Source organism: Yoonia sp. GPGPB17 (genome assembly GCF_037892195.1).
In the GTDB taxonomy this organism is placed as follows: Bacteria; Pseudomonadota; Alphaproteobacteria; order Rhodobacterales; family Rhodobacteraceae; genus Yoonia.
This window is the reverse complement of record NZ_JATACI010000002.1, coordinates 694,466-717,610: the sequence shown is the minus strand read 5'-3', so window position 1 is coordinate 717,610 and position 23,145 is coordinate 694,466. Positions and strand designations below refer to the sequence as shown.

Genomic DNA, 23,145 nt, shown 5'->3' with positions numbered 1-23,145 from the left:
CGGCCCCCTTCTTGTCGTCATTCTTGCGCTTAAAGAGTCCTGTGAGACCTTTTCTAGACGATCCTGGAAGTGAAATTGTCATGTGCAGAAAACCTCAACGGGTTGAATCGGATAATTCGTTAACACGGGTATGACATAATTCGGGCAGTCGTGCAATTCTGCCATTTTTAGTTAAACGCGCCAAACCATGCTTAACGCCTTGTTTTATTGGCGTTTAACCATATCTGCTCACAAAGTTTCTACTTATGGTTGCCACATTTGTGTTTCCTTTACTACGATTTTGGACGCGGAGGGCTCGTTCTGTAGGCAAAATGGAAACAGAATCAGGTTAACGCCGCCCGATCTGAAGCCATATGCCATCCCGTGCACGCACGGTCAGATGCGCGACGGGCACCGGATCACGCCCTTCCAGCGCTTCAAATGTGAAATGCTTCATCAATCGGGCTAGAACCACTGTGCCTTCGATCAATGCAAAACCTGCGCCGGTGCAAATGCGCGGCCCAGCGGAGAAAGGCATATAAGCATCGCGCGCGCAGGTCTTGCCATTGTCAGTTTCCCACCGCGCCGGATCAAAACCGTCCGGATTGTCCCACATGCGGGTATGCCGGTGTAAGTGCCAGGGCGACAAAACCACTTGCGCGCCCGCGCGCACGGCCCGCCCTCGAAAGGTATCTGGCTGCGTCGCCTCGCGCACCATCATCGGAACAGGCGGATAAAGCCGGAGTGTCTCTCGGAACACATCGCGTGTGTGTTTCTGGGTGGACAAATCTGCAAATGCGCCACTGAACGCTGCAGCCTCTTGCGCGACCTTTTCTTGCCAATCCGGGTGCGTCGCAAGCAAATAAAGCGCCCAGGAAAGAGCGGAGGCGCTTGTTTCATGCCCCGCCAAAAAGAAGATGGCGACCTGATCGACCATTTCATCCAGTGTGAAGGTTTTGCCCGTCAGCGGGTCCTTGGTCGTGAGGATCTTGGTCGCAAGGTCATCGGGGGCATGTCCAGTCGCAATCAGATCCAACCGGCCCTGGGTCAACTTGGTGATCAGGACGCGGATTTGCCGCGCGGTGCGGCGCGTTTCAGACCGAAAGAATCGTGGCATCCAGGCTGGCCCGCGTACAAAGGCCGCAAGGTTCAAGATGGGTTGCGTGCGTTGATAGGCGCGGAATGCCTCAAAGACTTCCTGGGCTGTTTCATCTTCAATTGGGATCGAGAAAAGCGTGCGAAAGATCACATCTGCTGCGATATGGCTGGTGATCGCCTCAATCTCTTGCGGGGTGCCATCCGCTGTTTTGGCAAGCCGGGCCACCCCAGCATCGGCCGCCGCGCAGATACCCGGATAGGTATCGCGCAACCGTCCACCCGCAAATGCGGGGTCAATGATCCGGCGTTGCCGCTTCCACGTCTCGCCGTTGGTCAGAAAGACACTATCGCCCAGCAATGGACGCAAGCCTAAGCACCGATCCGGTCAGACTTTGGAAACGCATCCGGGTTGCGCGTCAGCACTTCTTTGACCAATGCCGGGTCGTTTACAAGATAACTGCGAAAGAACGGGGTGCGAAACTCTGCCATCCATGCACGGTACAATTTGGCGGGCTGTGCGGACAGAATATCCTGACGAAACAGACGCATATAGCGCCACAAAGACACTTTTTCGGGGCGTGAGGGCGGTTTGGGCGGCAGCACCGTCATGGCAGCAGCGATGTGTATTTGGACACAGGCACATGGATGCGCGACCCTGAAGGTTTACGGCCCGCATAGCGATCAGCCAGCAGGATGGGCCCCGCAGTGATCTGGAAGTAGTCATAGTCTTTTGGCTGATCGAATGCGCACAAGTACTGGAAATGCAGCCGAAAGAACCGCCAGCGCAGTTCTTTCCAACGCGCGGACGACAGGCTTTGCGTGAAAGCGGCTGAGATGACCAAAGGCCATCGTTTGCCCTCTGGTGCGACACCGGTGACCGCGACCGGGTCGCATAGCGCAAAACAGCACCCGTCACCGGGGGCAGATACATCAACCCATGTGATATCATCACGCGTGGACAGGAAAGCCAGATCACTGCGTAACCGCCGTGCACGCGGCAGGAAGGACACCATGGGCACGACCTGCCCAAGCGACAGGAACGCCAGCTTTGGCCCATCATCCCGCAGGTGTCCCCCACGAATAAGGTCAGCAATAATAGACACTGCCAGATGCACGCCAGAGGAGTGCCCTACGATCAGCACCTCATCCCCGTCCATCGCCAATGCCTCGGCAATGATCGCGGTAAAGGCCGTCATCCGCGCTTGCAGCTCAGATGGTGTCTCGCCGCGCTTCTTCGCCGAATAGGCGTAGTCGTGCATCAGATAATGGGCAAAAAGCTTGTTGTCCTGCGCCTTGAACCAGCGGAGCAACACAACGACAATCCCGATCAGGAGCAACCAACCGATCGCCCAGGCCATCCATGCCACAACATCAAAAAATGCACCTTCGGTCACACCAACCAATGCCAGCGCCCCCATGATCAGGCCCTGCGCCCAGCCCCCAACCAAAGAGCCGACGACAAGCGCCAGGATCAGCTGTCCCAACAGCATCATCACTGGATAAAGCGCTGCAATCACCGGCCCTTTGCGCATCCACATCAGGCGGCGCAGCGTACCTGTACCGATGTATGTCCAAGCGGTCTGCACCAACTGCCAATAGGTCGCCGGAATCGACTGGGCCATACTGTCACGGACAATGTCAGCCCAAACCAGCACGTCAATCTGTGCCAACACCGATCGCCCATCAATACGAGCACCAACGGTCCAGCGAAATGTGTCGTCAGATCTATCGGCCTTCACCCCGATCTCGTACCCGCTGATATCGGCCTGGGCGGCCCCTTCAGTGCGATAAAGCTCACGGTAGCGGCGTGGCGGCATCGGGTCATAGCCCGGAATATGAAACACACGCCGTTTTCTGACCTGCCTTGATTGCGCACTCATTGCCGCCCCTTGCTGATGCTTGGGGGCAGGTTAGCCGATTAACGCCAGTGCTGGAAAGCGCTCAAGCAGCCAATAGCTGAACGCAGCAAACTGGCCCGTCATCATCATCAGCCCAACGGTCCAAAGAAGCAGGCCCGAGACCTTCTCAATCCGGTCCATATGGCGCTTCATCCACGCCATCACGCCCTTGAGGCGGGGAAAGAAAGCGGCGACCAGCAGAAACGGAATACCAAGGCCAAGGGCATATACCGCAAGCAAAACAGTGCCGCGGGACACATCCGCTTCTGACGCCGCAAGACTGAGGATCGCGCCAAGAATGGGCCCAAGGCACGGGGTCCAGCCGAACGCAAAAGCCAGCCCCAAAAGGTATGCACCAAAAGCCGATCCGCCTTTGTCGCCTGCGTCGACCCGCAGCTCGCGGTCAAGGAAACCAATACGGAAGACACCAACAAAATGCGCGCCAAGGATCATGATCAAGGCACCGGCGAAAATGACGAACCAATCCTGCACCTGCAACAGCATCCGCCCCATGGTCGAGAATGCGAGACCCAGAAGCAGGAAGATCGTCGACAACCCCAGCACAAAGAAAACGGCAGACACGAACACACGTTTGCGCGCGGTCTTGGTTTCCTCCATCTCGCTGACTGACACGCCGCCCATATAAGCCAGATAGGGCGGCACAACCGGCAACACACAAGGGCTCAGGAACGACAGAATGCCCGCCAACATTGCGATCAACATCGCTGGCAGCAAAGCGGCATCAAAAATGAGTGCGGTGTCGAGCATTCAGGTCTTCCTTTGCACCCTACCTATGCGAGCGCGGGCAATAGGTCACGGCCCAAGATGTCACAACTTAGTGGACAAAATGAAACATCACACATACCTCAGGTCCATGACCTATGACGCTGATCTTGATGCCAAAGGGCTGCTCTGCCCCCTGCCCGTTCTGAAGGCGCGCAAACGGCTGCAGGCTTTGACATCTGGTCAGGTCTTGCGTGTCTTAGCAGATGATCCGGCGGCTGTGATTGATGTCCCACATTTCTGCAATGAAGCGGGGCATGAACTGGTTTGCACCGAAGACGTCACCGATGGTCAACTCTATTTCATCAGGAAAGCCTGATCGAGGATCGCTTCAAAGCTTTCATCGCCGACAAACCCAAGGGATTGGGCAAGGCGCGTGTCAAAGAGCGTCGGCCAAGTCCCGACGATATCAATGATCCGCTGATCGGGCTTCATTTCAATGAGGTTTGCAGTGTCGTCGCCTGCGCGCGCGCGCAATGCGGCAATCATCTCCGAAACCTGTACGCGCAAGCCGGGCACGTTGACCGCGCCAAAGGCGGGCCAATCGGCTTTGGCAACTGAAGCCGCGTGCCAAAGTGCGGCGACAGCCGCATCTGGCGATGCCACCCAAAGCATCATCTCGGGATCAACCGGGCAGACCGCTGGAACACCGTTGAGCGGCTCGCGAATGATCGATGACGCGAAAGAGGATGCTGCCGCATTCGGTTTGCCAGGCCGCACTGTCACCGTGGGTAAACGCAGGGTACGCGCATCGGCCCAACCGCGTCTGTGGTAGTCGGCCATGACCAATTCCGCCATTGCCTTGGTGACGCCATAGGTATTCTGCGGCTGAATTTGCGTATCTTCGGTGAGTGGCTCTTGCGGGCTGCCCCCATAGACCGCCAGCGATGAGGTGCCAATCACAGGCATCCCGGGGCTTTTGGCCCTCGCGGCCTCTAACACAGCATTGGTGCCACCGAGATTGACCCGCATTCCCAGTTCGAAATCTGCCTCGGCCTGCCCGCTGACCACCGCAGCAAGATGATAGATCAAGACGACATCATCCGGCATCGCGGCCCGGACCGCATTTTTGTCTGCGATGTCGACGGCTTTAAAGTGCACCTTTGGCAAAACTGGCACCTGCGCGCCGGGCTGATCCCAAAGGTGAATTTGCGGTGACGTCAGATGCTGCCCGTCGGACAGCACTAAACCGTCATCAACGATCCGCTTTGAAAGGGCCGCGCCTAAAAAGCCGCAGCCCCCCGTGATCACAACCGTGCCCGGCATCAGCGGCCGAGCGACCACCAGCCCTTGCGTTTGGGCTTATCATCACTTGGTGTGGCTTCTGCAGCAGGTTCCGCCGCAGGCGTTGGCTCCGGCGCGGCAGGCATTTCTGTCACAACCTCTGCTGCGGCTTCAACTGGTGCCGCCTCAGCGGGTGCTGCCGCAACCTTTGGCTTGGCCAGGCTACGGCGCTTGGGCTTTGGTTTTTCTTCCGCAACTTCTGCCTCTGCCGGGGCTTCAGCCGCCTCGGCTGGTGCCTCTTCCACAGGATCAGCCCTCTTCCGGCGTGTCCGTTTCTTTGGTGCTTAAGCTTTTCTTCTGCGACGTCTTCGGCAGGCTTCTCCTCTGCCGGTGTCTCATCCGCATGTTTAGCAGTAGGCTCCGCCTTCTTGCGGCGGGTGCGGGTGCGCTTGGGTTTCTCTTCAGGCGCGGGCGCTTCCTCTGCTACTTCAGCGGCAGGCGCATCTGTTGCGGCCTCCGCCAGCGCTGCGTCAGCGTGTCCATCTGCATTCTCAGCATTCTGGTTCTGGTTTTCGCCGTTCTGGTTGTCGGCGTTGCCACCGCCACCCCGCCGACGCCGACGACGACGGCGCTTGCGCTTGGGACGATCTTCACCTTCGCTGGCGTCACTTGCTGCATCCTCAACAGACTCTGCATCAATGATGATCCCAGCATTGTCGTCTGCATCGTCATCCATCATGACCGCAGAACTGACCACGGGGGACGCGTCGGGCACGACGCGCGTGGCTGTCTTGAATTTCTCAATCGCATAGTCAGGAGAGACCAGCGTCGGGTCACATTCGATCCGCACGGACATGCCATAGCGCGCTTCAATATCCGCGATATGCTCGCGCTTCCCATTCATCAGGAAGTTCGCGATCGAAATCGGCGCCTTGATCAGCACCTCTTTAGACCGTCCGCGTACACCCTCTTCTTCCAGGCTGCGCAGGATGGAAAGGGCCACGTTGTCGTCAGAGCGTAACAGACCCGTGCCATGACAATGCGGACACATTTGTGTTGTCGCTTCCAGCATGCCCGGACGCAGACGCTGACGTGACATTTCCATCAGGCCAAAGCCGGAAATGCGGCCGACCTGAATGCGCGCGCGATCTGTCTTGAGCTTTTCCTTGAAGCGCTTTTCAACGGCGGCGTTATTTCGACGCTCATCCATATCAATGAAGTCGATAACGATCAGTCCGGCAAGGTCACGCAAGCGCAACTGACGGGCCACCTCATCGGCGGCCTCAAGGTTGGTTTTGGTCGCGGTCTGTTCAATCGACCCTTCTTTGGTCGCACGACCAGAGTTGACGTCGATCGCAACCAGTGCCTCGGTAATCCCAATCACAATATAGCCACCCGATGGCAGTTGTACCGTCGGATTGAACATACCGTTCAAATAGCCCTCAACCTGATAACGGGCGTAGAGCGGCAGTTGTTCGCTATAGTATTTCACGTTCTTGGCATGGGACGGCATGATCATCTTCATGAAATCCTTGGCGGTACGATAGCCTGCCTCGCCTGCAACGATCACCTCGTCGATCTCTTTGGAATAGAGATCGCGGATCGAGCGTTTGATCAGATCGCCTTCTTCGTAAATTCTGGCCGGGGCTGTCGATTTCAACGTCAACTCGCGGATCTGTTCCCACATACGTTGCAGGTATTCGTAGTCGCGCTTGATCTCGGCCTTCGTGCGTTGCGACCCGGCGGTGCGAATGATCAGACCCGCGCCATCCGGCACCGTCATCGCATTCGCAATATCTTTCAGTTTTTTGCGGTCAGCCGCATTGGTGATCTTGCGCGAAATGCCACCGCCACGGGCGGTGTTTGGCATCAGAACGCAGTAGCGCCCGGCGAGCGAGAGATAGGTGGTCAGGGCAGCACCCTTGTTGCCGCGCTCTTCTTTCACGACCTGGATTAGCAGGATCTGGCGAACCTTGATGACTTCCTGGATCTTATAGCGCTTCGGACGCGGCTTGCGCACGGGGCGTACATCTTCGCTATCGTCCTCTTCGGCGACGCTTTCGATGGTCTCATCCTTCGATTTTGGATCCGCCTCTGGCTGTTCCTCATCGTCGTCTTCGTCTTCTTCACCAGCGGCCGGTGTCTCCACCGGTGTTTCGGCAACCAGCTCCATGGGTGAACTGCCCTCGACACTGTCATCAAGATCGATGGTTTCCATACCCGCGATATCGCCAGAGGTTTCTTCCTCGGGGGTTTCAACCTCGGCCGTCACGACCGCATCATCGGTCTCTACCTCAGCCGCTTTCGCCTTGCTGCGGCGGCGACGCTTGGGTTTGGGTTTCTCTTCCTCGGCTTCTGCTTCGGCCTTCAGGCTTTCAGCATAGGCCTTTTCCTCAGCGATCAGAGCTTCGCGGTCTGCGACAGGGATCTGATAGTAGTCGGGGTGGATTTCCGAGAAAGCCAGGAATCCGTGGCGATTGCCGCCATAGTCTACAAACGCTGCCTGCAGCGATGGTTCGACACGTGTGACCTTGGCCAGATATATATTTCCAGCAAGCTGACGCTTGAACTGGCTTTCGAAATCAAATTCTTCGACTTTGTTTCCGTCGACCACAACCACGCGGGTTTCTTCCGCGTGTGTGGCATCTATGAGCATTTTCTTTGGCATTTTGTCCGTTCGCACATAACCCCGGTGGCGCCCCTGGAGGCGCTGTTGTCCGTGTTACATGTCTGATTAAGGCGATCTGCGCGCGGGCCGTACCAGCACCCCTCGGGGCGGCTGCATCGTGCCTCATGTTATGCGCGCTTTGCATCGCGTTTCTTCTCCGACCTCACACGTGGCGAGGCCCGTTCGTGGCCCGGTCGGCGGTGTCGCGCGATCCGTGGCGTTCTCCTGATCCCGGGGGATCAAATCAGCTGTTTTGCTTTGAACTGCCGTCAAAGGCGAAACAGAGAATCTCAATCGGCTGTCACCGCGCAATTGCTGCGCGAGCATCCGTTTCCAATACATAAGGGAGGAAGGGCACCTTGTACAAGTGGTTGTGTGCAAACTGCCCGAACAGAAACGCGGCTTGACCTTTAGCAGTTACAGATAGTCGGATCGCTGCAGACCATATTTCGCCATTTTCTCATTGAGCGTGCGGCGCGGAAGGCAGAGTTCTTCCATCACCGATACGATAGACCCTTTGTGGCGGCGCATCGTGTTGTCGATCAGCATCCGTTCAAACGCCTCGACGAACTCTTTCAGCGGCTTGCCTTCGGTGGTCATTGCGGGCTTCAACTCTTCAGTATCTGCCATCAACAGCGACGCGATCGAGCCTGTTCCGCGGCGGTTTTGCAGCACAGCCCGTTCAGCCACGTTAATCAACTGGCGGACATTGCCGGGCCATGGGGCCTGCAATAGCTGCGCGGCCTCTTGTGCGCTGACTTCTGGCGCATCGCAGCCATACTCCTCGGCGAACTGTTCACCCAGACGGGTGAAAAGCGTCAGAATATCCTCGCCACGTTGGCGCAGCGGCGGAACCGTGATCCGCAGCGCCGCGAGGCGGTAAAACAAATCAGGACGCAGAACGCTTTCACAGGTCTGGTCCTGTTCTTGCAGATTGCAGATCGCAACGATGCGGGTCTCTGCAGGGGTGCCCTGATTATTGATCGCTGTCAGCAAGCGCGCCTGCATCGAATGGCTGAGCGCCTCAATATCTTCCAACACCAACGTACCGCCGCGCGCCTCTTCCATCGCGGGGATTGGTTCGTCATCGTTGGCCGGGCCGAAGATGATGCGGCCCAGGGTTTCTTCGTCGTAGGCCGAGCAACTGAGCAGCACAAACTTCTTGTTTGCCCGCGCGCCCACGGCATGCAGGGCGTGCGCGACCAACGTCTTACCTGTCCCCGTTTCACCTTCGACGAGCACGTGGCCATCGGCTTGGCCCAGATCAAGAATATCTTCTTTCAGACGCTCCATCGGCGGCGACTGACCGATCAGTTTCTTGATCAAGGCAGAGCCGTCAGACAGTTCTTTGCGTAGCGCACGATTGTCCAATGTCAGGCGGCGCGCGGATGTCGCTTTCTTGGCCAGCTCCGTCATACGGTCGGGGTTAAATGGTTTTTCAAGGAAATCGAATGCACCGACGCGCATCGCTTCAACCGCCATTGGCACATCACCGTGGCCTGTGATCATGATGACAGGCAGAGAGCTATCAACACCCTTCAATTTCTTCAGAAACTGCATTCCATCCATACCGGGCATTTTAATGTCGCTGACCACAATGCCGGGATAGTCGTTACCCAAACCTTTCAGCGCATCTTCAGCCGACGCAAAGGTTTCGGTGTCGAAACCAGACAGCGCCAACCATTGTGAAATTGACTGACGCATATCTTTCTCGTCATCGACAATCGCGATCTTCATGACCTTACTCATGATCTTTTTCCTTACTCTGCCGCGGCGACATCCTGCCTTATGGTCGGCAGTTGCACCTCGAATATAGCCCCGCCATCAACTGCATTGCGTGCAGTCAGGCGCCCACCCAAATCGTTTACGATGCCGGAAGAGATAGCAAGCCCAAGACCCACCCCATCACCAGGTTGTTTGGTTGTGTAAAACGGCTCGAACAGATCATCGAGGTTTTCGATGCCCTCGCCGTTGTCGCGGATCTGAATGCTGACGATGTCACCTGCAGCGAGAAGAATTTCGATTGTTGGGTTCGCCGCAGATTTGGTGGCGTCGAGCGCGTTGCGCAGCAGGTTGATTATTACCTGTTCCAACCGCAGCCGATCACCCATGATCATCACCGGTTCGTTGGGCAATGTGCGGATGATATTGACGGCACGGGTTTTCAGCTGCGGCTCCATCAATGCCAGCGCAGTTGACACCGCAGCCCTTGTATCTACGGGCTCAAACGCCTCTGACCCCTTTCGCGCATAAGACTTCAACTGCCGTGTAATGGCCCCCATCCGCTCTAAAAGGTCGTCAATACGTTGGAAGGATGACAGCGCCTCTTCCGGTCGTTCGCGTTGCAGCAACAGACGTGCCCCTGCGAGATAAGTTTTCATCGCCGCCAGCGGCTGGTTCAACTCATGACTGACCGCCGCCGACATCTCGCCCAAGGCGGCCAGTTTTGACGACTGCGCGATTGTCTGCTCGGCGACTTCAAGGGTCTTTTCCACCTTTTCACGCTCGGCAATTTCCCGCTGTAGCCTGCGGTTCAATGCGCGAAGCTCTGCTGACTCGCGTTGGAAAAAGACCAGTCGCGACGCGGTGCGTCGCGAGGTCGACCAAAAGACCAGCGCCAGCAGAATGGCGAATCCCATGACCTGCAGCGCAAGAATGCCGTTTACCCGTTCACGCACCGACGTGTAGGTGGTGAAACTGACCATGCGCCAACCTTGATGCGGTACGCGCATTTCGCGGCGCAGCACCGCTTCACCGCGCAGGTAGGCATCCGCTGGCAGCGCTGCCCAGCCCTGCGTCGCCCGGATCGCGCGTTCAATCGCTGATGGGGCAGATTGGCGCGCCAAAGCATCTTCTTCCACCAATCCACGCCACCGGGGTTCGGTTGCCATGATGATGGTGCCTTCGCTGTCCATCACAAGCACCGCATCCGACACACCAGCCCAGCCGGTTTCTAACCTGTGGCCATCCACCTCAACCATGATCACGCCAAGTACTGCGCCGCGCACCTCAATCTGGCGTGAGTAGATATAGGCATAGGCGCCTTCATCGTTCAGATGGGTGGTGTAGACGGTCTGATTGTTGCGCAACGCATCAACAAAGTAAGGGGTGTTTCGGTGGTCAACGCCAATTTCGTTGCGATCCGTCGCGGCCACCGCGCGCCCATCGCGATCCAACAACGTCAGGGAGGCCGCACCGATTTCATCAACAAATGACAACAGTCGCGCGGTTGATCGCGAATAATTGCGGTTTTCCAGTGCATTGATCAGCTCTGGATCGCGTGACAACAATTGGGGCACGACAGAATTTCGCTGCAGTTCATTCATCAGGTTGGTCACATAAAGCGCCAAGCGTACCTCAGAGCGATTGCTGATCGTCTCTGTAAACCGTTGGGTCAACAACTGATTGGACACATAGATAACGATGACGGCCAAAAGACAGATCACAAGCACCGCAAGGCGCAAGTACCACCTGCCCCTGCTTTTACTGCCCGAAAGTTTTCGCAGCTTCATCATATGCGCAGTCTAGGCGCACACCTGAGTTGCAGCAAGTAAGCAGATCAGGCCTGGGCGAATTGCGCAATCAGCCCGCGGAAAAGCGCCTGCCCGTCCGTCCCGCCGTGACCAGCGTCAATAGCCCGCTCGGGGTGGGGCATCATACCAAGCACCCGGCGATTTTCCGATAAAACACCCGCAATGTCCGCGACCGATCCATTTGGATTGTCGCTATACGTGAATGCGATGCGATCCTCGGACTTCAGCTTGGCCAGAGTTGTCTCATCCACGGTATAGTTGCCGTCATGATGCGCGACCGGATAGCCAACAATGTCGCTTGGCATTATACCCTTCGGTAAAGGAAGATGCAGATGTTTCGACCTTTAAATCAACCGTCTTGCAAATGAACTTTAGGTTCGCGTTGCGCATCAACGCGCCCGGCAAGAGACCGGTTTCCGTCAAAACCTGAAAGCCGTTACAAACGCCCAGAACGTAACCGCCGCGTTCGGCATGTCCGACAACGGCCTTGCAGATCGGCGATTGCGCCGCAATCGCACCACACCGCAGGTAGTCGCCAAAGGAAAAACCGCCCGGCACAGCAACCAGATCAACGCCGTCAGGCAGATCGGCATCCTTGTGCCACACCATGCTGACGTCAGCGCCTGCGCCCTTCAGCGCCACAGCCATATCACGATCACAGTTTGATCCGGGGAAAACGATGACAGCGGCGCGCATCACAGCACCTCGACGCTGTAGCTTTCGATCACCGTGTTTGCGAGAAGTTTCTCACACATCTCGCCGATTGTTGCCTCGGACGTGCCATCCGCGAGGTCAAGTTCAATGATTTTGCCCTGGCGCACGCCCTCAACCCCATCAAAGCCCAGACTGCCAAGCGCGTGTCGTACGGCTTCACCTTGGGGGTCCAGAACGCCGTTCTTCAACATCACATGTACACGGGCTTTCATCGGATTGCAGTCCTCTTAATTGATCAAGGTTGGCTTTGGATTTGCATGGGTCACGTTGGACGGCATAACGCCCAGACGCTTGGCCACTTCGGTGTAAGCATCCGTCAGATTGCCCAAATCGCGGCGGAAGACATCCTTGTCGAGCTTCTGACCCGTCTCAATATCCCACAAACGGCAGCTGTCAGGGCTGATTTCATCGGCCAGGATCAGGCGCTGGAAATCATTGTCCCAGACCCGACCGATCTCGATCTTGAAGTCGATCAGTTTGATGCCGACGCCATACATCACGCCCGACATCCAATCGTTCACGCGCAACGCGAGACTGACGATATCATCCATTTCCTGCTGAGACGCCCAGCCGAAAGCGATGATGTACTCTTCCGGCACCAGCGGGTCGCCAAGACTGTCGTCCTTATAGGAAAACTCGACCACAGGACGTGGCAAGGCCGTGCCTTCTTCCATGCCCATACGCTTGGCCATCGTACCAGCCGCAAAGTTGCGCACGATCACCTCAAGCGGAATAATCTCGGCCTGGCGGATCAACTGCTCACGCATATTCAGACGCTTGATGAAATGCGTCGGGATGCCGAGGTTGCCAAGGCCGGTCATGAAGAACTCGGACAAGCGGTTGTTCAACACGCCTTTGCCTTCAATGACCTCTTTCTTTTCGGCGTTGAAGGCCGTCGCATCATCCTTGAAATACTGAACGAATGTCCCCGGCTCGGGGCCTTCGTAGAGAACCTTTGCCTTGCCTTCATAAATCTTCTTACGGCGCGCCATACTGATCCCTTGCCCCAATCATGCGGCCCGGTTTGGGCCGCGTCATATGCGCGTCATAGTGCAAGCCCCCCTTGCGGGCAAGCGTTCGGATGGGCATATCATAGACAACATCTATTCCAATCCGGAGAGCCTACACATGAGCACCTTTGACGACCGCGAAAATGCTTTTGAAAACAAATTCGCCCACGACGCTGAAATGCAGTTCAAAGCAGACGCGCGCCGCAACAAATTGCTGGGCCTCTGGGCGGCAGAGCTGATGGGCAAATCGGGTACGGAGGCGGAAGACTACGCCAAAGAAGTTGTGAAATCAGATTTCGAAGAGGCCGGTCACGAAGATGTCTACCGCAAGGTCTCTGGTGATTTGGGTAGCAAAGCAGACGAAGCCACAATCCGCGCCAAAATGGCCGAACTGATGACTGAGGCCAAAGCGCAGCTGATGGACGAAGTCTAGACTTACATTTGCCAAAGACACCACGATCGAAGCCGCGCCAGTCTGGGGCGGCTTTATCATTTTCTGCATAATCAATATGCAGACTTTGGGTTTGCACATCCACGTCGTTCATGAGAGCGGACGCTGAACACCCCACATCCACAGGAACACGCCATGACAAACGCACTCTCAACCCTGCTGCAAAAGCGCGACTGGTTGATGGCCGACGGGGCGACAGGCACAAACCTGTTCAACATGGGGCTGATGTCGGGCGATGCGCCAGAGCTATGGAACATAGACGAAACCGCCAAGATCACTGCGCTTTACAAGGGGGCGGCAGATGCTGGCAGCGATATCTTTCTGACCAACAGCTTTGGTGCGAATGCCTCGCGCCTGAAACTGCACGGCGCGGAGAGGCGTGTCATAGAGTTGAATAAAGCCGCGGCAGAGCTGGGGCGCGACGTTGCCGATGCCTCAGGACGTCAGATCGTGGTTGCAGGTTCCGTCGGCCCAACCGGCGAAATCATGGCCCCAATGGGCAGCCTCACCCATGAGATCGCGGTCGAGATGTTTCATGAACAGGCCGAGGGTTTGAAGGCGGGTGGCGCAGATGTTCTTTGGGTCGAAACCATCAGCGCCCCGGAAGAGTTTGCCGCGGCCGCAGAGGCGTTCGCGATAGCCGAGATGCCGTGGTGCGGTACAATGAGCTTTGACACGGCGGGCCGCACGATGATGGGCCTGACCTCAGCAGATATGGTCAAAAAGGTTGGGAAACTGCCCGATCAACCGCTCGCATTCGGCGCAAACTGCGGTGTCGGTGCATCTGACCTACTGCGGACGGTTCTAGGGTTTATGGCCGCCGGGCCTGACCTGCCTGTCATCGCCAAAGGAAACGCTGGCATCCCAAAGTATCACGATGGGCACATCCACTATGACGGAACACCAGCCCTGATGGCTGATTACGCCGTCCTTGCCCGCGATTGCGGCGCGACAATCATCGGTGGCTGTTGCGGCACAACGCCAGATCACTTGCGCGCCATGCGTGAAGCGTTGGAAACGCGGCCCAAAGGTCACGCGCCGTCATTGGAGGTCATTGCGCAAGCGCTTGGTGGATTTTCGTCTGAATCAGACGGAACGGATGGTGCTGGCCCTGAGGCATCACCACGTCGTGGGCGACGGCGGCGATCTTAAGCGACCATCGAGGGGGCGCTGCCCCCGCCTTCGGCCCCCGAGGTATTTAGGAACATGAGAAGCTGAAGCAAAAAGAAAACCCCGCATCAGCCCTTGGGCCAAGCGGGGCTTCTCACGTTACGGCCATCGGCTCCTCAGCCTGCACCGTGACACCAGATTGCACAAGCATAGTTAAGAAGTGCTGAACACATCTTCTCATGTTCAAAAATACCTCCGCCGGAGGCTCCGAACGCCACAACAAACGCATAGATCAAAAGAGTGAGAGCTGATCGCCCGTTTGCGCTGGTCGTTCAAACAAATCCGTCCGCAAAGACGGCAGTGATCGGTCCAGCCCAAGCTTACGCGTCGCCAGTCCGAACCGCTGCTTCATCACCGCAGCCCATTCACCCTGACCGACCATGCGCGTCCCAAAGTTCGGATCGTAATCCTTGCCACCGTGCAATTCGCGCACCCGCCCCATTACCCGTGCTGCACGTTCAGGATAATGTTCGGCCAGCCAATCGCGAAAAAGCCCGGCCACTTCACGCGGCAGTCGCAGCATGATGGATGATGCCGCCACAGCACCCGCCCCTTGTGCGACCTCAAGGATTTTCTCCACTTCATGATCCGTCAAAGCAGGGATAACCGGTGATACCATCACCCGCACCGGGATACCCGCATCTGTTAACCGCCGGATCGTCCGCAGTCGTGCGGCAGGCATCGGCACCCTCGGCTCCATTGCCCGAGAGACGTTGGGATCAAGTGTCGTGATCGAGACCCCCACGCGGACCAGACCCTGCGCCGCCATGGGGCCCAGAATGTCGACATCTCTTTCAATCAAAGTTCCCTTTGTGACAATGCCAACCGGGTGATTGAAGTCACGCAACACCCCCAAGACATCACGCATTATTTTACGTTTTTTTTCAATTGGTTGATAGGGATCTGTATTGGTTCCGATCGCAAGCATCTTTGGGACATAACGCGCATTTGAAAGCTCTTTGCGCAGTTGCGCCCCCGCGTTGGGCCGCGCCAGTAGCTTGGTTTCAAAATCAAGCCCCGGAGATAGCCCCAAATACGCATGACTGGGCCGCGCAAAGCAATAAATACACCCATGCTCACACCCGCGATAAGGGTTGATAGAGCGGTCAAACGACAAATCAGGCGATGTGTTGCGTGAAATGATTGAACGGGCAATCTCATCCGTCACTTCGGTGCGCAGGACCGGCAAATCTTCGTCTGGCGCCCAGCCATCATCCACCGCCTCGGCGTGCAATTTGTCGAACCGCACATCCGGATTTGACCCGGCGGCGCGGCCCGGCGTCCGATGCGATTTCTGAAGTGGCAAATCATCCATAATCTTTATTAGAACATTTCAAGAACATGGGCAATGACAGGTCGGTCACGATCATGCGAATGTCGGAAATCAGCAGGTAGATTTGCGCAAACAGGCGCACTACTGTTTTACAAACTACTGCAAAGGCTTGGCCCATGTCCGACGAAGAAGATGACATCATCCTGTCCGAACTGAATGACGAAGACCTCGTCGCTCAGATGTTCGATGACCTTTATGACGGTATGAAGGAAGAGATCGAGGAAGGGGTGAATATCCTTCTGGGACGCGATTGGGAGCCTTACCGCATCCTGACCGAAGCACTCGTTGGCGGCATGACCATTGTGGGCCACGATTTCCGCGATGGTATCCTTTTTGTGCCAGAAGTCCTTTTGGCGGCCAACGCCATGAAGGGCGGTATGGCCATCCTGAAACCGCTGCTGGCCGAAACTGGCGCGCCACGTGTTGGCAAGATGGTCATTGGCACGGTCAAAGGTGACATCCACGACATCGGCAAAAACCTTGTGTCGATGATGATGGAAGGTGCGGGTTTCGAAGTCGTTGATTTAGGTATTAACAATGCTGTCGAAGCGTATCTCGAAGCGCTTGAGGCTGAACAACCCGATATCCTGGGCATGTCCGCGCTGCTGACCACGACGATGCCTTACATGAAGGTGGTTATCGACACGATGGTCGAAAAGGGCCTGCGCGATGACTATGTCGTGCTTGTGGGTGGCGCGCCACTGAACGAAGAGTTCGGCAAAGCCATTGGCGCGGATGCCTACTGTCGTGATGCGGCCGTCGCCGTTGAGACGGCCAAGACGTTCATGGCACGCAAGCATAACCAAGGTGCCGCAGCCGTTTAATCTTATAAAATTGGCATGGCGTTCTTATCTGAAAGGCTCAGGAGGACGACATGCCAATTGAAAGACTGATCTTTATTCTTGTACTCGTGATGGCCCTTGCAGCCGCAACAATCGCTGTGGTGCTCGCCATGGTCGACGCGGTAAGTGCCTCACCTATAACAGGCCTCGCGATCTTGAGCCTTATCGCCCTTTGCGCATCCTTTGCATGGCGCTGGTTCATCGACCGTAAACGCGACAACACATCAGGTGAGTGATGACAACCGACGCGACCCTTACCGATATTGGTATGGCCCCAAAGGGCGAGGGACGTGTCTTGCTGATTGCGTGCGGCGCTTTGGCTCGCGAAATTCTCGCGATCAAAGCGACCAGCGCCCTGGATCACCTTGACCTGCAATGCCTGCCAGCCATCCTGCACAATCATCCTGACCGTATCGTGCCCGCAGTGCGCGAGGCTGTTGCAACCTATCGCGATTCCTATGAGCAGCTCTTCGTTGTTTACGCAGACTGTGGCACAGGCGGCCAGTTGCAAGCGGCCTGCGCCGAGATGGGCGTTGAAATGGTTGCCGGACCGCATTGCTATTCGTTCTTTGAAGGCAATGAAACCTTCGCCGCCCGCGATGAAATGACCGCCTTCTACTTGACCGACTTTCTGGTTCGCCAGTTTGAAGCTTTTGTTTGGAAACCCCTAGGGTTAGACCGCCATCCTGATCTGCGAGACATGTATTTTGGGAACTACGAGAAGCTGGTCTATCAGGCGCAAACTGATGATCGGGCTTTGACCGAGCAAGCCGAGATCTGTGCCGAAAGACTCGGCCTCGCCTTTGAGCGTCGTTTTACCGGCTACGGTGATCTGACGCCTGCGTTGAAAGCTCTCTCTTAAGCGGCTGTGGAAGCTGTTTCCCGAATACGCTCGACCATAGCCCGTAACCCATTTGAACGCTGCGCTGACAAATGGTCATTCAGCCCCAAGCGCCCCAGTTCCGCCGCCGCATCAATCTTGCCAATCTCACTGACGGGTTGATTGTTATACAGCGCAATCAGCACCGCAATCAGGCCGCGCACAATCATGGCATCGCTTTCGCCGCGAAAGGTGAAAGTATCGCCTTCAATCCTGGGCACCAGCCAGACCTGACTGGCGCAGCCGTCTACCTTGGTTGCAGGCACGCGCAATGCATCCTCTAGCGGGGCCATCGCTTTGCCCATGTCAATCACATGGCGATAGCGGTCTTCCCAGTCATCAAGGAATTCAAAAGTATCGACGAGGTCTTCAAAATCGGGGTTTGCCATAGGTGATCCTTGGGGTGCGTGCCTGATGTGGATGTAGGTTCCCTGCCCTGCAACGTCCAGATCAAAGCGCGACGGTGACGACCTTTTGGCCCTTCACAGCCAGACCAACCTGACCTTCGCAAAGTTGCAGGGCATCGTTGCCAAATACCTCGCGTCGCCATCCCTTCAAGGCGGCCACATCACGTTCGCCAGCCGCCAGTGCGTCCAGATCAGATGAGGTTGCGATCAGTTTAGGCGCGACCTCGGCATGATCCGTCTTGGCTTTCAACAGGACCCGCAGCATATCTGCCAAGGCTGGGTTTACCTGTAGCTTTGCACGCGCGTTATCAACCTTCGGCATATCCTCTGGTTTCACAGCCATGCCCGCCTTGATACCCGCCAGAATGCCCGCTGCAATGTCACCCTTGCGCGCCTCGCGCAGCAAGAGACGGGATCGACCCAAATCCTTCTCGGACTGCGGTTTGGTCGAGGCCAGTTCGACCAATGCATCGTCTTTAAAGACACGATTGCGCGGCACGTTGCGTTCTTGCGCATAGCCTTCACGAAACCGCGCCAATTCGCGCACGATCGCAAGAAACTTGCCTGATTGGGTACGTGTCTTGACCCGCTTCCACGCATTGTCAGGATCGGCCTGATAGGTCGACGGATCTTCCAATACGGCCATTTCCTCTGCGACCCATTTGGTGCGCCCAGATTTGGCAAGTCGCGCAGACAGGTACTCATAAATATCCCGCAGATGGGTGACATCGGCCACGGCATACTTTGCCTGCGCATCCGTCAGCGGACGGCGAGACCAGTCGGTGAAGCGGGATGATTTATCCAAATCGGATTTGGTGATCTTGCGCACCAGCGTCTCATATCCCACCTGCTCGCCAAACCCGCAGACCATCGCCGCGACCTGCGTGTCAAAAAGCGGTTCGGGAATAACGCCCGCATCGACATAAAAAATCTCAAGGTCTTGCCGGGCGGCGTGGAACACCTTTACGCAACCGTGGTCTTTAAAAAGGTCGTAAAGCGGCTCCAGCGACAGCCCATCGACCAGCGGATCGACCAGCACCGCATCCGCACCACTGTCATCCTGATACGCCAATTGCACCAGGCAGAGCTTCGAATAATACGTCCGTTCACGCAGGAACTCGGTATCGACGGTGACATAGGGGCGTTTTGCCGCCTCTTGGCAGAATGCGGCCAGATCTTCGGTCGTTGTGATTGTCTTCATGTCAGTCCGTCAGTGCAAAAGCTTTTCAAATTGATAGGCGATTGCCCGCGGGATGGAAAGCGCAGGGTCATCCTTGCATGGTGACCGGGGTGCGATCACCGGCTGCAAAGCGGCGCAAGACAGCCGGATAAAGCGCGTGTTCAAGCGGCAAAAGGCGGGCTGCCAGCGTGTCAGCCGTATCACCTGTCAACACAGGCATCCGGGCCTGCCCCAAGATCGGGCCATCATCCAATGCGGCGGTCACCTGATGCACCGTACAGCCATGTTCCGCATCGCCAGCCGCCAGCGCGCGCGCGTGGGTATGGAGGCCTTTGTATTTGGGCAACAATGACGGATGAATGTTCAGCATCCGTCCTTCCCATTTGGCGGTAAAATCGGGCGTCAGAATGCGCATAAATCCAGCCAGGCAGATGATGTCAGGCCGGGCGATGTCCAAGGCCTTATGCAACGCGTCTTCAAATCCGGCACGATCCTTGCCAAACGGCTTATGATCTATCGCCAAAGTTGGAATATGCATCTGGCGCGCTTTGGCCAGCCCGCCCGCCTCTGGATCGTTCGATAGCACAAGAACGGGCCTTGCCGGATGATCGCCACGCATGGACTGCGCCAGTGCGACCATGTTGGAGCCGCCCCCGAAATCAGGATCGCAACCCGTTTGCTCACAAAAGAGCACCGGTATAGCGGACACCTTCGCCTGCCGTCACAGTGCCCAAACGATGCACAGTTTCACCTTGATCCACCAGCAGTTTTGTCAATGGGTCTGCCTGGTCCGCATCCACGGAAAGCACCATCCCGATACCTGCGTTGAAGGTCTTGAGCAGTTCCGCCTCTGCCATCCCCCCGGTTTCAGCCAGCCAGCGAAACACCGGCGGTAAATCCCACGCGTCCAAATCAATCTGCGCGCCCATGCCTTCGGGCAAGACCCGTGGCAGATTTTCGGTCAACCCACCACCCGTGACATGGGCCAGCGCATGCACGCCACCTGCGCGCACCGCAGCAAGCGCCTGTTTGACATAAAGGCGCGTCGGCGCCAGCAGCGCGGCCCCCAGCGTGCCATCCGTGAACGGCGCATCGTCTGCCCAGGCCAGGCCGGACAAATCAACAATCCGACGCACCAGCGAATACCCATTCGAATGCACACCGTTCGAGGCAAGCCCCAACATCACATCGCCCTCTTGCACACCTGCGGGCAGTTCTGCCCCACGCTCCATCGCGCCGACGGCAAACCCGGCAAGATCAAAATCACCTTCGTGATACATGCCCGGCATCTCTGCTGTTTCACCACCAATCAAGGCGCAACCAGAGGCCTCACAACCGGCTGCGATGCCTTCGACAATGCGGGTTGCCTGATCAAGTTCCAGCTTCCCTGTCGCGAAATAATCAAGGAAAAACAGCGGCTCAGCACCCTGACACACCAGATCGTTCACGCACATCGCCACCAGATCGATGCCAATGCTATCTACATTACCGGTATCAATGGCAATCCGCAGCTTGGTACCGACACCATCTGTCGCAGCCACCAGTATAGGGTCAACATACCCTGCCCCTTTAAGGTCAAAGAGCGCGCCAAAACCACCCAAACCTGCCATGACCCCAGGGCGCGCCGTGCGCTTGGCGGCGGGTTTGATCCGTTCCACCAGTGTATTGCCCGCATCAATATCGACCCCTGCATCCGCATAGGTCAGGCCATTTCTGTTGGTCATGGGGCAGCTCCTGTAGTGTTTGGGGTTCGTTACCGTATCGTTTCATCAAAGGGAACAGGAATTGGCACGCAGGTTCATTCCAGTCTTGACGCACCGCCTGCGTCTGGTAGTCCCAAACACACAAGGGGGCCTGTAGCTCAATTGGTTAGAGCAGAGCGCTCATAACGCTTTGGTTGCGGGTTCAAGTCCTGCCGGGCCTACCACCCCCTATTCGGTATACCTATGCATACAGGGCTTCCCGCGTCGTCCATGATAGTCTATGCCGACAACCAGATTCCCGGCACTACGGAGACAGACCATGTCCAAGATTAAGGTAGAAAACCCCATCGTTGAACTCGATGGCGATGAAATGACCCGCATTATGTGGGACTTCATCAAGCAAAAGCTGATCCTGCCTTATTTGGACGTTGACCTGCTCTATTACGACCTCGCCATGGAGGTCCGGGACGAAACCAACGATCAGATCACCATTGATGCCGCCGAAAAGATAAAAGAGATCGGTGTAGGTGTGAAATGCGCAACCATCACGCCGGACGAACAGCGGATGGAAGAGTTCAATCTAAAAAAGATGTGGCGTTCGCCCAATGGCACGATCCGCAACATCCTTGGTGGCGTCGTGTTCCGCGCGCCGATCATCTGCAAAAACGTCCCGCGTCTTGTGCCGGGCTGGACTGATCCGATTGTGATCGGCCGTCACGCCTTTGGCGATCAGTACAAAGCGACCGACTTCCTGATGCCAGGCCCCGGGAAACTGACGATGAAATTCGTCGGTGAAGATGGCACCGTGATAGAGAAAGAGGTTTTCGACAGCCCCTCTGCCGGTGTGGCGATGGGGATGTACAACCTTGATGCCTCGATCATCGACTTTGCACGCGCGTCGTTCAACTATGGCCTAAACTTGGGTTGGCCTGTGTATCTCTCGACCAAGAACACAATTCTAAAGGCCTACGATGGGCGGTTCAAAGACCTGTTCCAGCAGGTGTTTGATGAAGAATTCAAAGAGAAATTTGATGAGGCCGGGATCGAATACCAACACCGCCTGATCGACGATATGGTCGCCTCGGCGATGAAATGGTCCGGCAAATTCGTCTGGGCCTGTAAAAACTACGACGGCGATGTGCAGTCTGACACGGTAGCACAGGGCTTTGGGTCATTGGGCCTGATGACCAGCCAGTTGATGACACCCGATGGCAAAATCGTCGAGGCCGAAGCCGCACACGGTACCGTCACCCGCCACTACCGCCAGCACCAAGACGGTCAAGCAACATCCACCAATTCGATCGCGTCGATTTTTGCATGGACAGGCGGGCTCAAGCACCGGGCGAAACTGGATGAAAATGGGCAATTGATGACATTTGCCGAGACTTTGGAAAAGGTCATCATTGATACCGTTGAAAGCGGCTTTATGACCAAAGACCTCGCCTTACTGGTGGGCCCGGATCAGGGTTGGCTGACAACCATGGGGTTCCTTGAGAAGATCGACGAAAACCTGAACAAAGCGATGTAAAACATCTACATCTGCACGAAAGCGGTGGCCTGCCTATGGTTGCCGCTTTTTGTTGTTTTGGGAGAGCAAGACACCCGCCGGGACTTTACACCGATTGGACATCACTTTGGCTGACTACATCTTTACCGACCTCAAAAAATCTGGGCAACGCGCAGTTTGGGCGACATGGGCTTATGCCGGGGCGCAGGTTACTTTTTCATTTGTGCATATCTACCAAAATATAGTCATCAATCGGTTTTTGGATGGAACGGCCGGTGTCGCCGAGTTGGAACAAAGCGATAGTGTTGTAATTGCTACATCCATCGGCTTCCTCGTCATATTGGTCGCCGCTCTATGCGTGAACGGTCGGTTTCTCTACCTCGCCAGCCGGAACGCCGCCGCCATCAATGATGATCCCAAGATGATCACACCCGGCTGGGCAGTTGGCTGGTACTTTGTTCCGATTGCCAATCTTTGGATGCCCTTTAAGGCCATGAAGCAAACGTGGAGCCGTCTGATCCCATCAGAGGCCCCACCGGCATGGCTCGGGCTCTGGTGGTTCAGTTGGATCGGCATGAGCATATTTGACCGGCTACTCGGCCGCATGCCAGAGCCTCGCGAATTGCCCGAGTACATTGACTACAACACGCTGTTCATCATTTCAGGTTTCCTTTGGCTGATCCCAGCCTACTTTTTTGCACGTATCGTGCGGACATTGGCGCAGACCGAACACAACCCAGCCGAGGTTTTTGCGTAACGCTGCGG

The 23,145-nt window shown here is 56.4% G+C and carries 19 protein-coding genes, 1 tRNA gene and 4 pseudogenes; 9 read left to right on the top strand and 15 right to left on the bottom strand.

Going from position 1 to position 23,145, the window contains the following annotated elements; all coding sequences use genetic code 11:
- Positions 1-328 precede the first annotated feature (328 nt).
- The 3 genes and pseudogenes from QTO30_RS03945 to QTO30_RS03935 form a co-directional block, all read right to left on the bottom strand.
- Positions 329-1,686 (bottom strand): annotated as a pseudogene (locus QTO30_RS03945) (cytochrome P450).
- Entirely contained in the window at positions 1,683-2,957 is a 1,275-nt protein-coding gene (locus tag QTO30_RS03940; RefSeq protein ID WP_340422636.1) for a hypothetical protein, read from the bottom strand. Before QTO30_RS03940 ends, QTO30_RS03945 begins: the two are co-directional and overlap by 4 nt.
- A gap of 30 nt (positions 2,958-2,987) precedes the next feature.
- The gene (locus QTO30_RS03935) at positions 2,988-3,743 is read right to left on the bottom strand and encodes a cytochrome c biogenesis CcdA family protein (protein WP_340422634.1); all 756 of its coding nucleotides are present in this window, start codon (positions 3,741-3,743) and stop codon (positions 2,988-2,990) included.
- A gap of 106 nt (positions 3,744-3,849) precedes the next feature.
- Between QTO30_RS03935 and QTO30_RS03930 the strand changes: the two genes are divergently transcribed.
- Positions 3,850-4,077 carry a sulfurtransferase TusA family protein gene (locus QTO30_RS03930; protein ID WP_340425864.1) on the top strand — a complete coding sequence of 76 codons (228 nt, stop codon included), beginning with the start codon at positions 3,850-3,852 and terminating at the stop codon, positions 4,075-4,077.
- On the opposite strand, the gene denD is transcribed toward QTO30_RS03930, so the two are convergent.
- From denD to purC, 7 genes and pseudogenes are all read right to left on the bottom strand, one after another.
- Positions 4,056-5,042: a D-erythronate dehydrogenase gene (gene denD / locus QTO30_RS03925; protein ID WP_340422632.1), complete on the bottom strand. Its 987-nt coding sequence runs from the start codon at positions 5,040-5,042 to the stop codon at positions 4,056-4,058. The genes QTO30_RS03930 and denD overlap by 22 nt on opposite strands.
- Positions 5,024-7,650 (bottom strand): annotated as a pseudogene (locus QTO30_RS03920) (Rne/Rng family ribonuclease). Before QTO30_RS03920 ends, denD begins: the two are co-directional and overlap by 19 nt.
- A gap of 417 nt (positions 7,651-8,067) precedes the next feature.
- Entirely contained in the window at positions 8,068-9,399 is a 1,332-nt protein-coding gene (locus QTO30_RS03915; RefSeq protein ID WP_340422630.1) for a sigma-54-dependent transcriptional regulator, read from the bottom strand.
- An 11-nt stretch (positions 9,400-9,410) separates the two neighbouring features.
- Positions 9,411-11,162 carry a sensor histidine kinase gene (locus QTO30_RS03910; RefSeq protein ID WP_340425863.1) on the bottom strand — a complete coding sequence of 584 codons (1,752 nt, stop codon included), beginning with the start codon at positions 11,160-11,162 and terminating at the stop codon, positions 9,411-9,413.
- Positions 11,163-11,209: 47 nt separating this feature from the next.
- Positions 11,210-11,879 (bottom strand): annotated as a pseudogene (gene purQ, locus QTO30_RS03905) (phosphoribosylformylglycinamidine synthase subunit PurQ).
- Complete coding sequence (purS, locus tag QTO30_RS03900) at positions 11,879-12,109, bottom strand: phosphoribosylformylglycinamidine synthase subunit PurS (RefSeq protein ID WP_340422629.1); 231 nt, start codon at positions 12,107-12,109, stop codon at positions 11,879-11,881. Before purS ends, purQ begins: the two are co-directional and overlap by 1 nt.
- Before the next feature lie 15 nt (positions 12,110-12,124).
- Positions 12,125-12,889 carry a phosphoribosylaminoimidazolesuccinocarboxamide synthase gene (gene purC / locus QTO30_RS03895; RefSeq protein ID WP_340422628.1) on the bottom strand — a complete coding sequence of 255 codons (765 nt, stop codon included), beginning with the start codon at positions 12,887-12,889 and terminating at the stop codon, positions 12,125-12,127.
- A 136-nt stretch (positions 12,890-13,025) separates the two neighbouring features.
- Between purC and QTO30_RS03890 the strand changes: the two genes are divergently transcribed.
- Positions 13,026-13,340 carry a DUF1476 domain-containing protein gene (locus QTO30_RS03890; RefSeq protein WP_340422627.1) on the top strand — a complete coding sequence of 105 codons (315 nt, stop codon included), beginning with the start codon at positions 13,026-13,028 and terminating at the stop codon, positions 13,338-13,340.
- Between the two features lie 153 nt (positions 13,341-13,493).
- Positions 13,494-14,510, top strand: coding sequence for a betaine--homocysteine S-methyltransferase (gene bmt / locus QTO30_RS03885; RefSeq protein WP_340422626.1), 1,017 nt, complete (start codon positions 13,494-13,496; stop codon positions 14,508-14,510).
- A 250-nt stretch (positions 14,511-14,760) separates the two neighbouring features.
- Here the strand turns inward: bmt and QTO30_RS03880 are convergent, their stop codons facing one another.
- Positions 14,761-15,843, bottom strand: a complete 1,083-nt coding sequence (locus tag QTO30_RS03880; protein ID WP_340422625.1) for a PA0069 family radical SAM protein — start codon at positions 15,841-15,843, stop codon at positions 14,761-14,763.
- Positions 15,844-15,977: 134 nt separating this feature from the next.
- On the opposite strand from QTO30_RS03880, the gene QTO30_RS03875 reads away from it, so the two are divergent.
- From QTO30_RS03875 to QTO30_RS03865, 3 genes are read left to right on the top strand one after another with little or no spacing between them, the layout of a single operon-like run.
- On the top strand, positions 15,978-16,685 hold the full coding sequence (locus QTO30_RS03875; RefSeq protein WP_340422624.1) for a corrinoid protein: 708 nt from the start codon (positions 15,978-15,980) through the stop codon (positions 16,683-16,685).
- Between the two features lie 50 nt (positions 16,686-16,735).
- Positions 16,736-16,939, top strand: a complete 204-nt coding sequence (locus QTO30_RS03870) for a hypothetical protein (RefSeq protein ID WP_340422623.1) — start codon at positions 16,736-16,738, stop codon at positions 16,937-16,939.
- The gene (locus tag QTO30_RS03865) at positions 16,939-17,565 is read left to right on the top strand and encodes a DUF1638 domain-containing protein (protein WP_340422622.1); all 627 of its coding nucleotides are present in this window, start codon (positions 16,939-16,941) and stop codon (positions 17,563-17,565) included. The genes QTO30_RS03870 and QTO30_RS03865 overlap by 1 nt, the downstream gene beginning before the upstream one ends.
- On the opposite strand, the gene QTO30_RS03860 is transcribed toward QTO30_RS03865, so the two are convergent.
- The 4 genes and pseudogenes from QTO30_RS03860 to purM all read right to left on the bottom strand — a co-directional run bounded on the left by QTO30_RS03860 (position 17,562) and on the right by purM (position 20,894).
- Positions 17,562-17,972, bottom strand: coding sequence for a SufE family protein (locus tag QTO30_RS03860; protein WP_340422621.1), 411 nt, complete (start codon positions 17,970-17,972; stop codon positions 17,562-17,564). The two genes, QTO30_RS03865 and QTO30_RS03860, sit on opposite strands and share 4 nt — an antisense overlap.
- Positions 17,973-18,033: 61 nt before the next feature.
- The gene (rnd, locus tag QTO30_RS03855) at positions 18,034-19,191 is read right to left on the bottom strand and encodes a ribonuclease D (protein WP_340422620.1); all 1,158 of its coding nucleotides are present in this window, start codon (positions 19,189-19,191) and stop codon (positions 18,034-18,036) included.
- Between the two features lie 67 nt (positions 19,192-19,258).
- Positions 19,259-19,854 (bottom strand): annotated as a pseudogene (gene purN, locus QTO30_RS03850) (phosphoribosylglycinamide formyltransferase).
- On the bottom strand, positions 19,851-20,894 hold the full coding sequence (gene purM, locus QTO30_RS03845) for a phosphoribosylformylglycinamidine cyclo-ligase (RefSeq protein WP_340422618.1): 1,044 nt from the start codon (positions 20,892-20,894) through the stop codon (positions 19,851-19,853). Before purM ends, purN begins: the two are co-directional and overlap by 4 nt.
- Before the next feature lie 126 nt (positions 20,895-21,020).
- On the opposite strand from purM, the gene QTO30_RS03840 reads away from it, so the two are divergent.
- The 3 genes from QTO30_RS03840 to QTO30_RS03830 all read left to right on the top strand — a co-directional run bounded on the left by QTO30_RS03840 (position 21,021) and on the right by QTO30_RS03830 (position 23,137).
- Positions 21,021-21,097, top strand: a tRNA-Ile gene (locus tag QTO30_RS03840).
- Positions 21,098-21,192: 95 nt separating this feature from the next.
- The gene (locus tag QTO30_RS03835) at positions 21,193-22,401 is read left to right on the top strand and encodes an NADP-dependent isocitrate dehydrogenase (protein ID WP_340422616.1); all 1,209 of its coding nucleotides are present in this window, start codon (positions 21,193-21,195) and stop codon (positions 22,399-22,401) included.
- A gap of 106 nt (positions 22,402-22,507) precedes the next feature.
- A complete protein-coding gene (locus QTO30_RS03830; RefSeq protein ID WP_340422615.1) occupies positions 22,508-23,137 on the top strand; it encodes a DUF4328 domain-containing protein in 630 nt (209 codons plus the stop codon).
- The last annotated feature ends 8 nt before the right edge of the window (positions 23,138-23,145 follow it).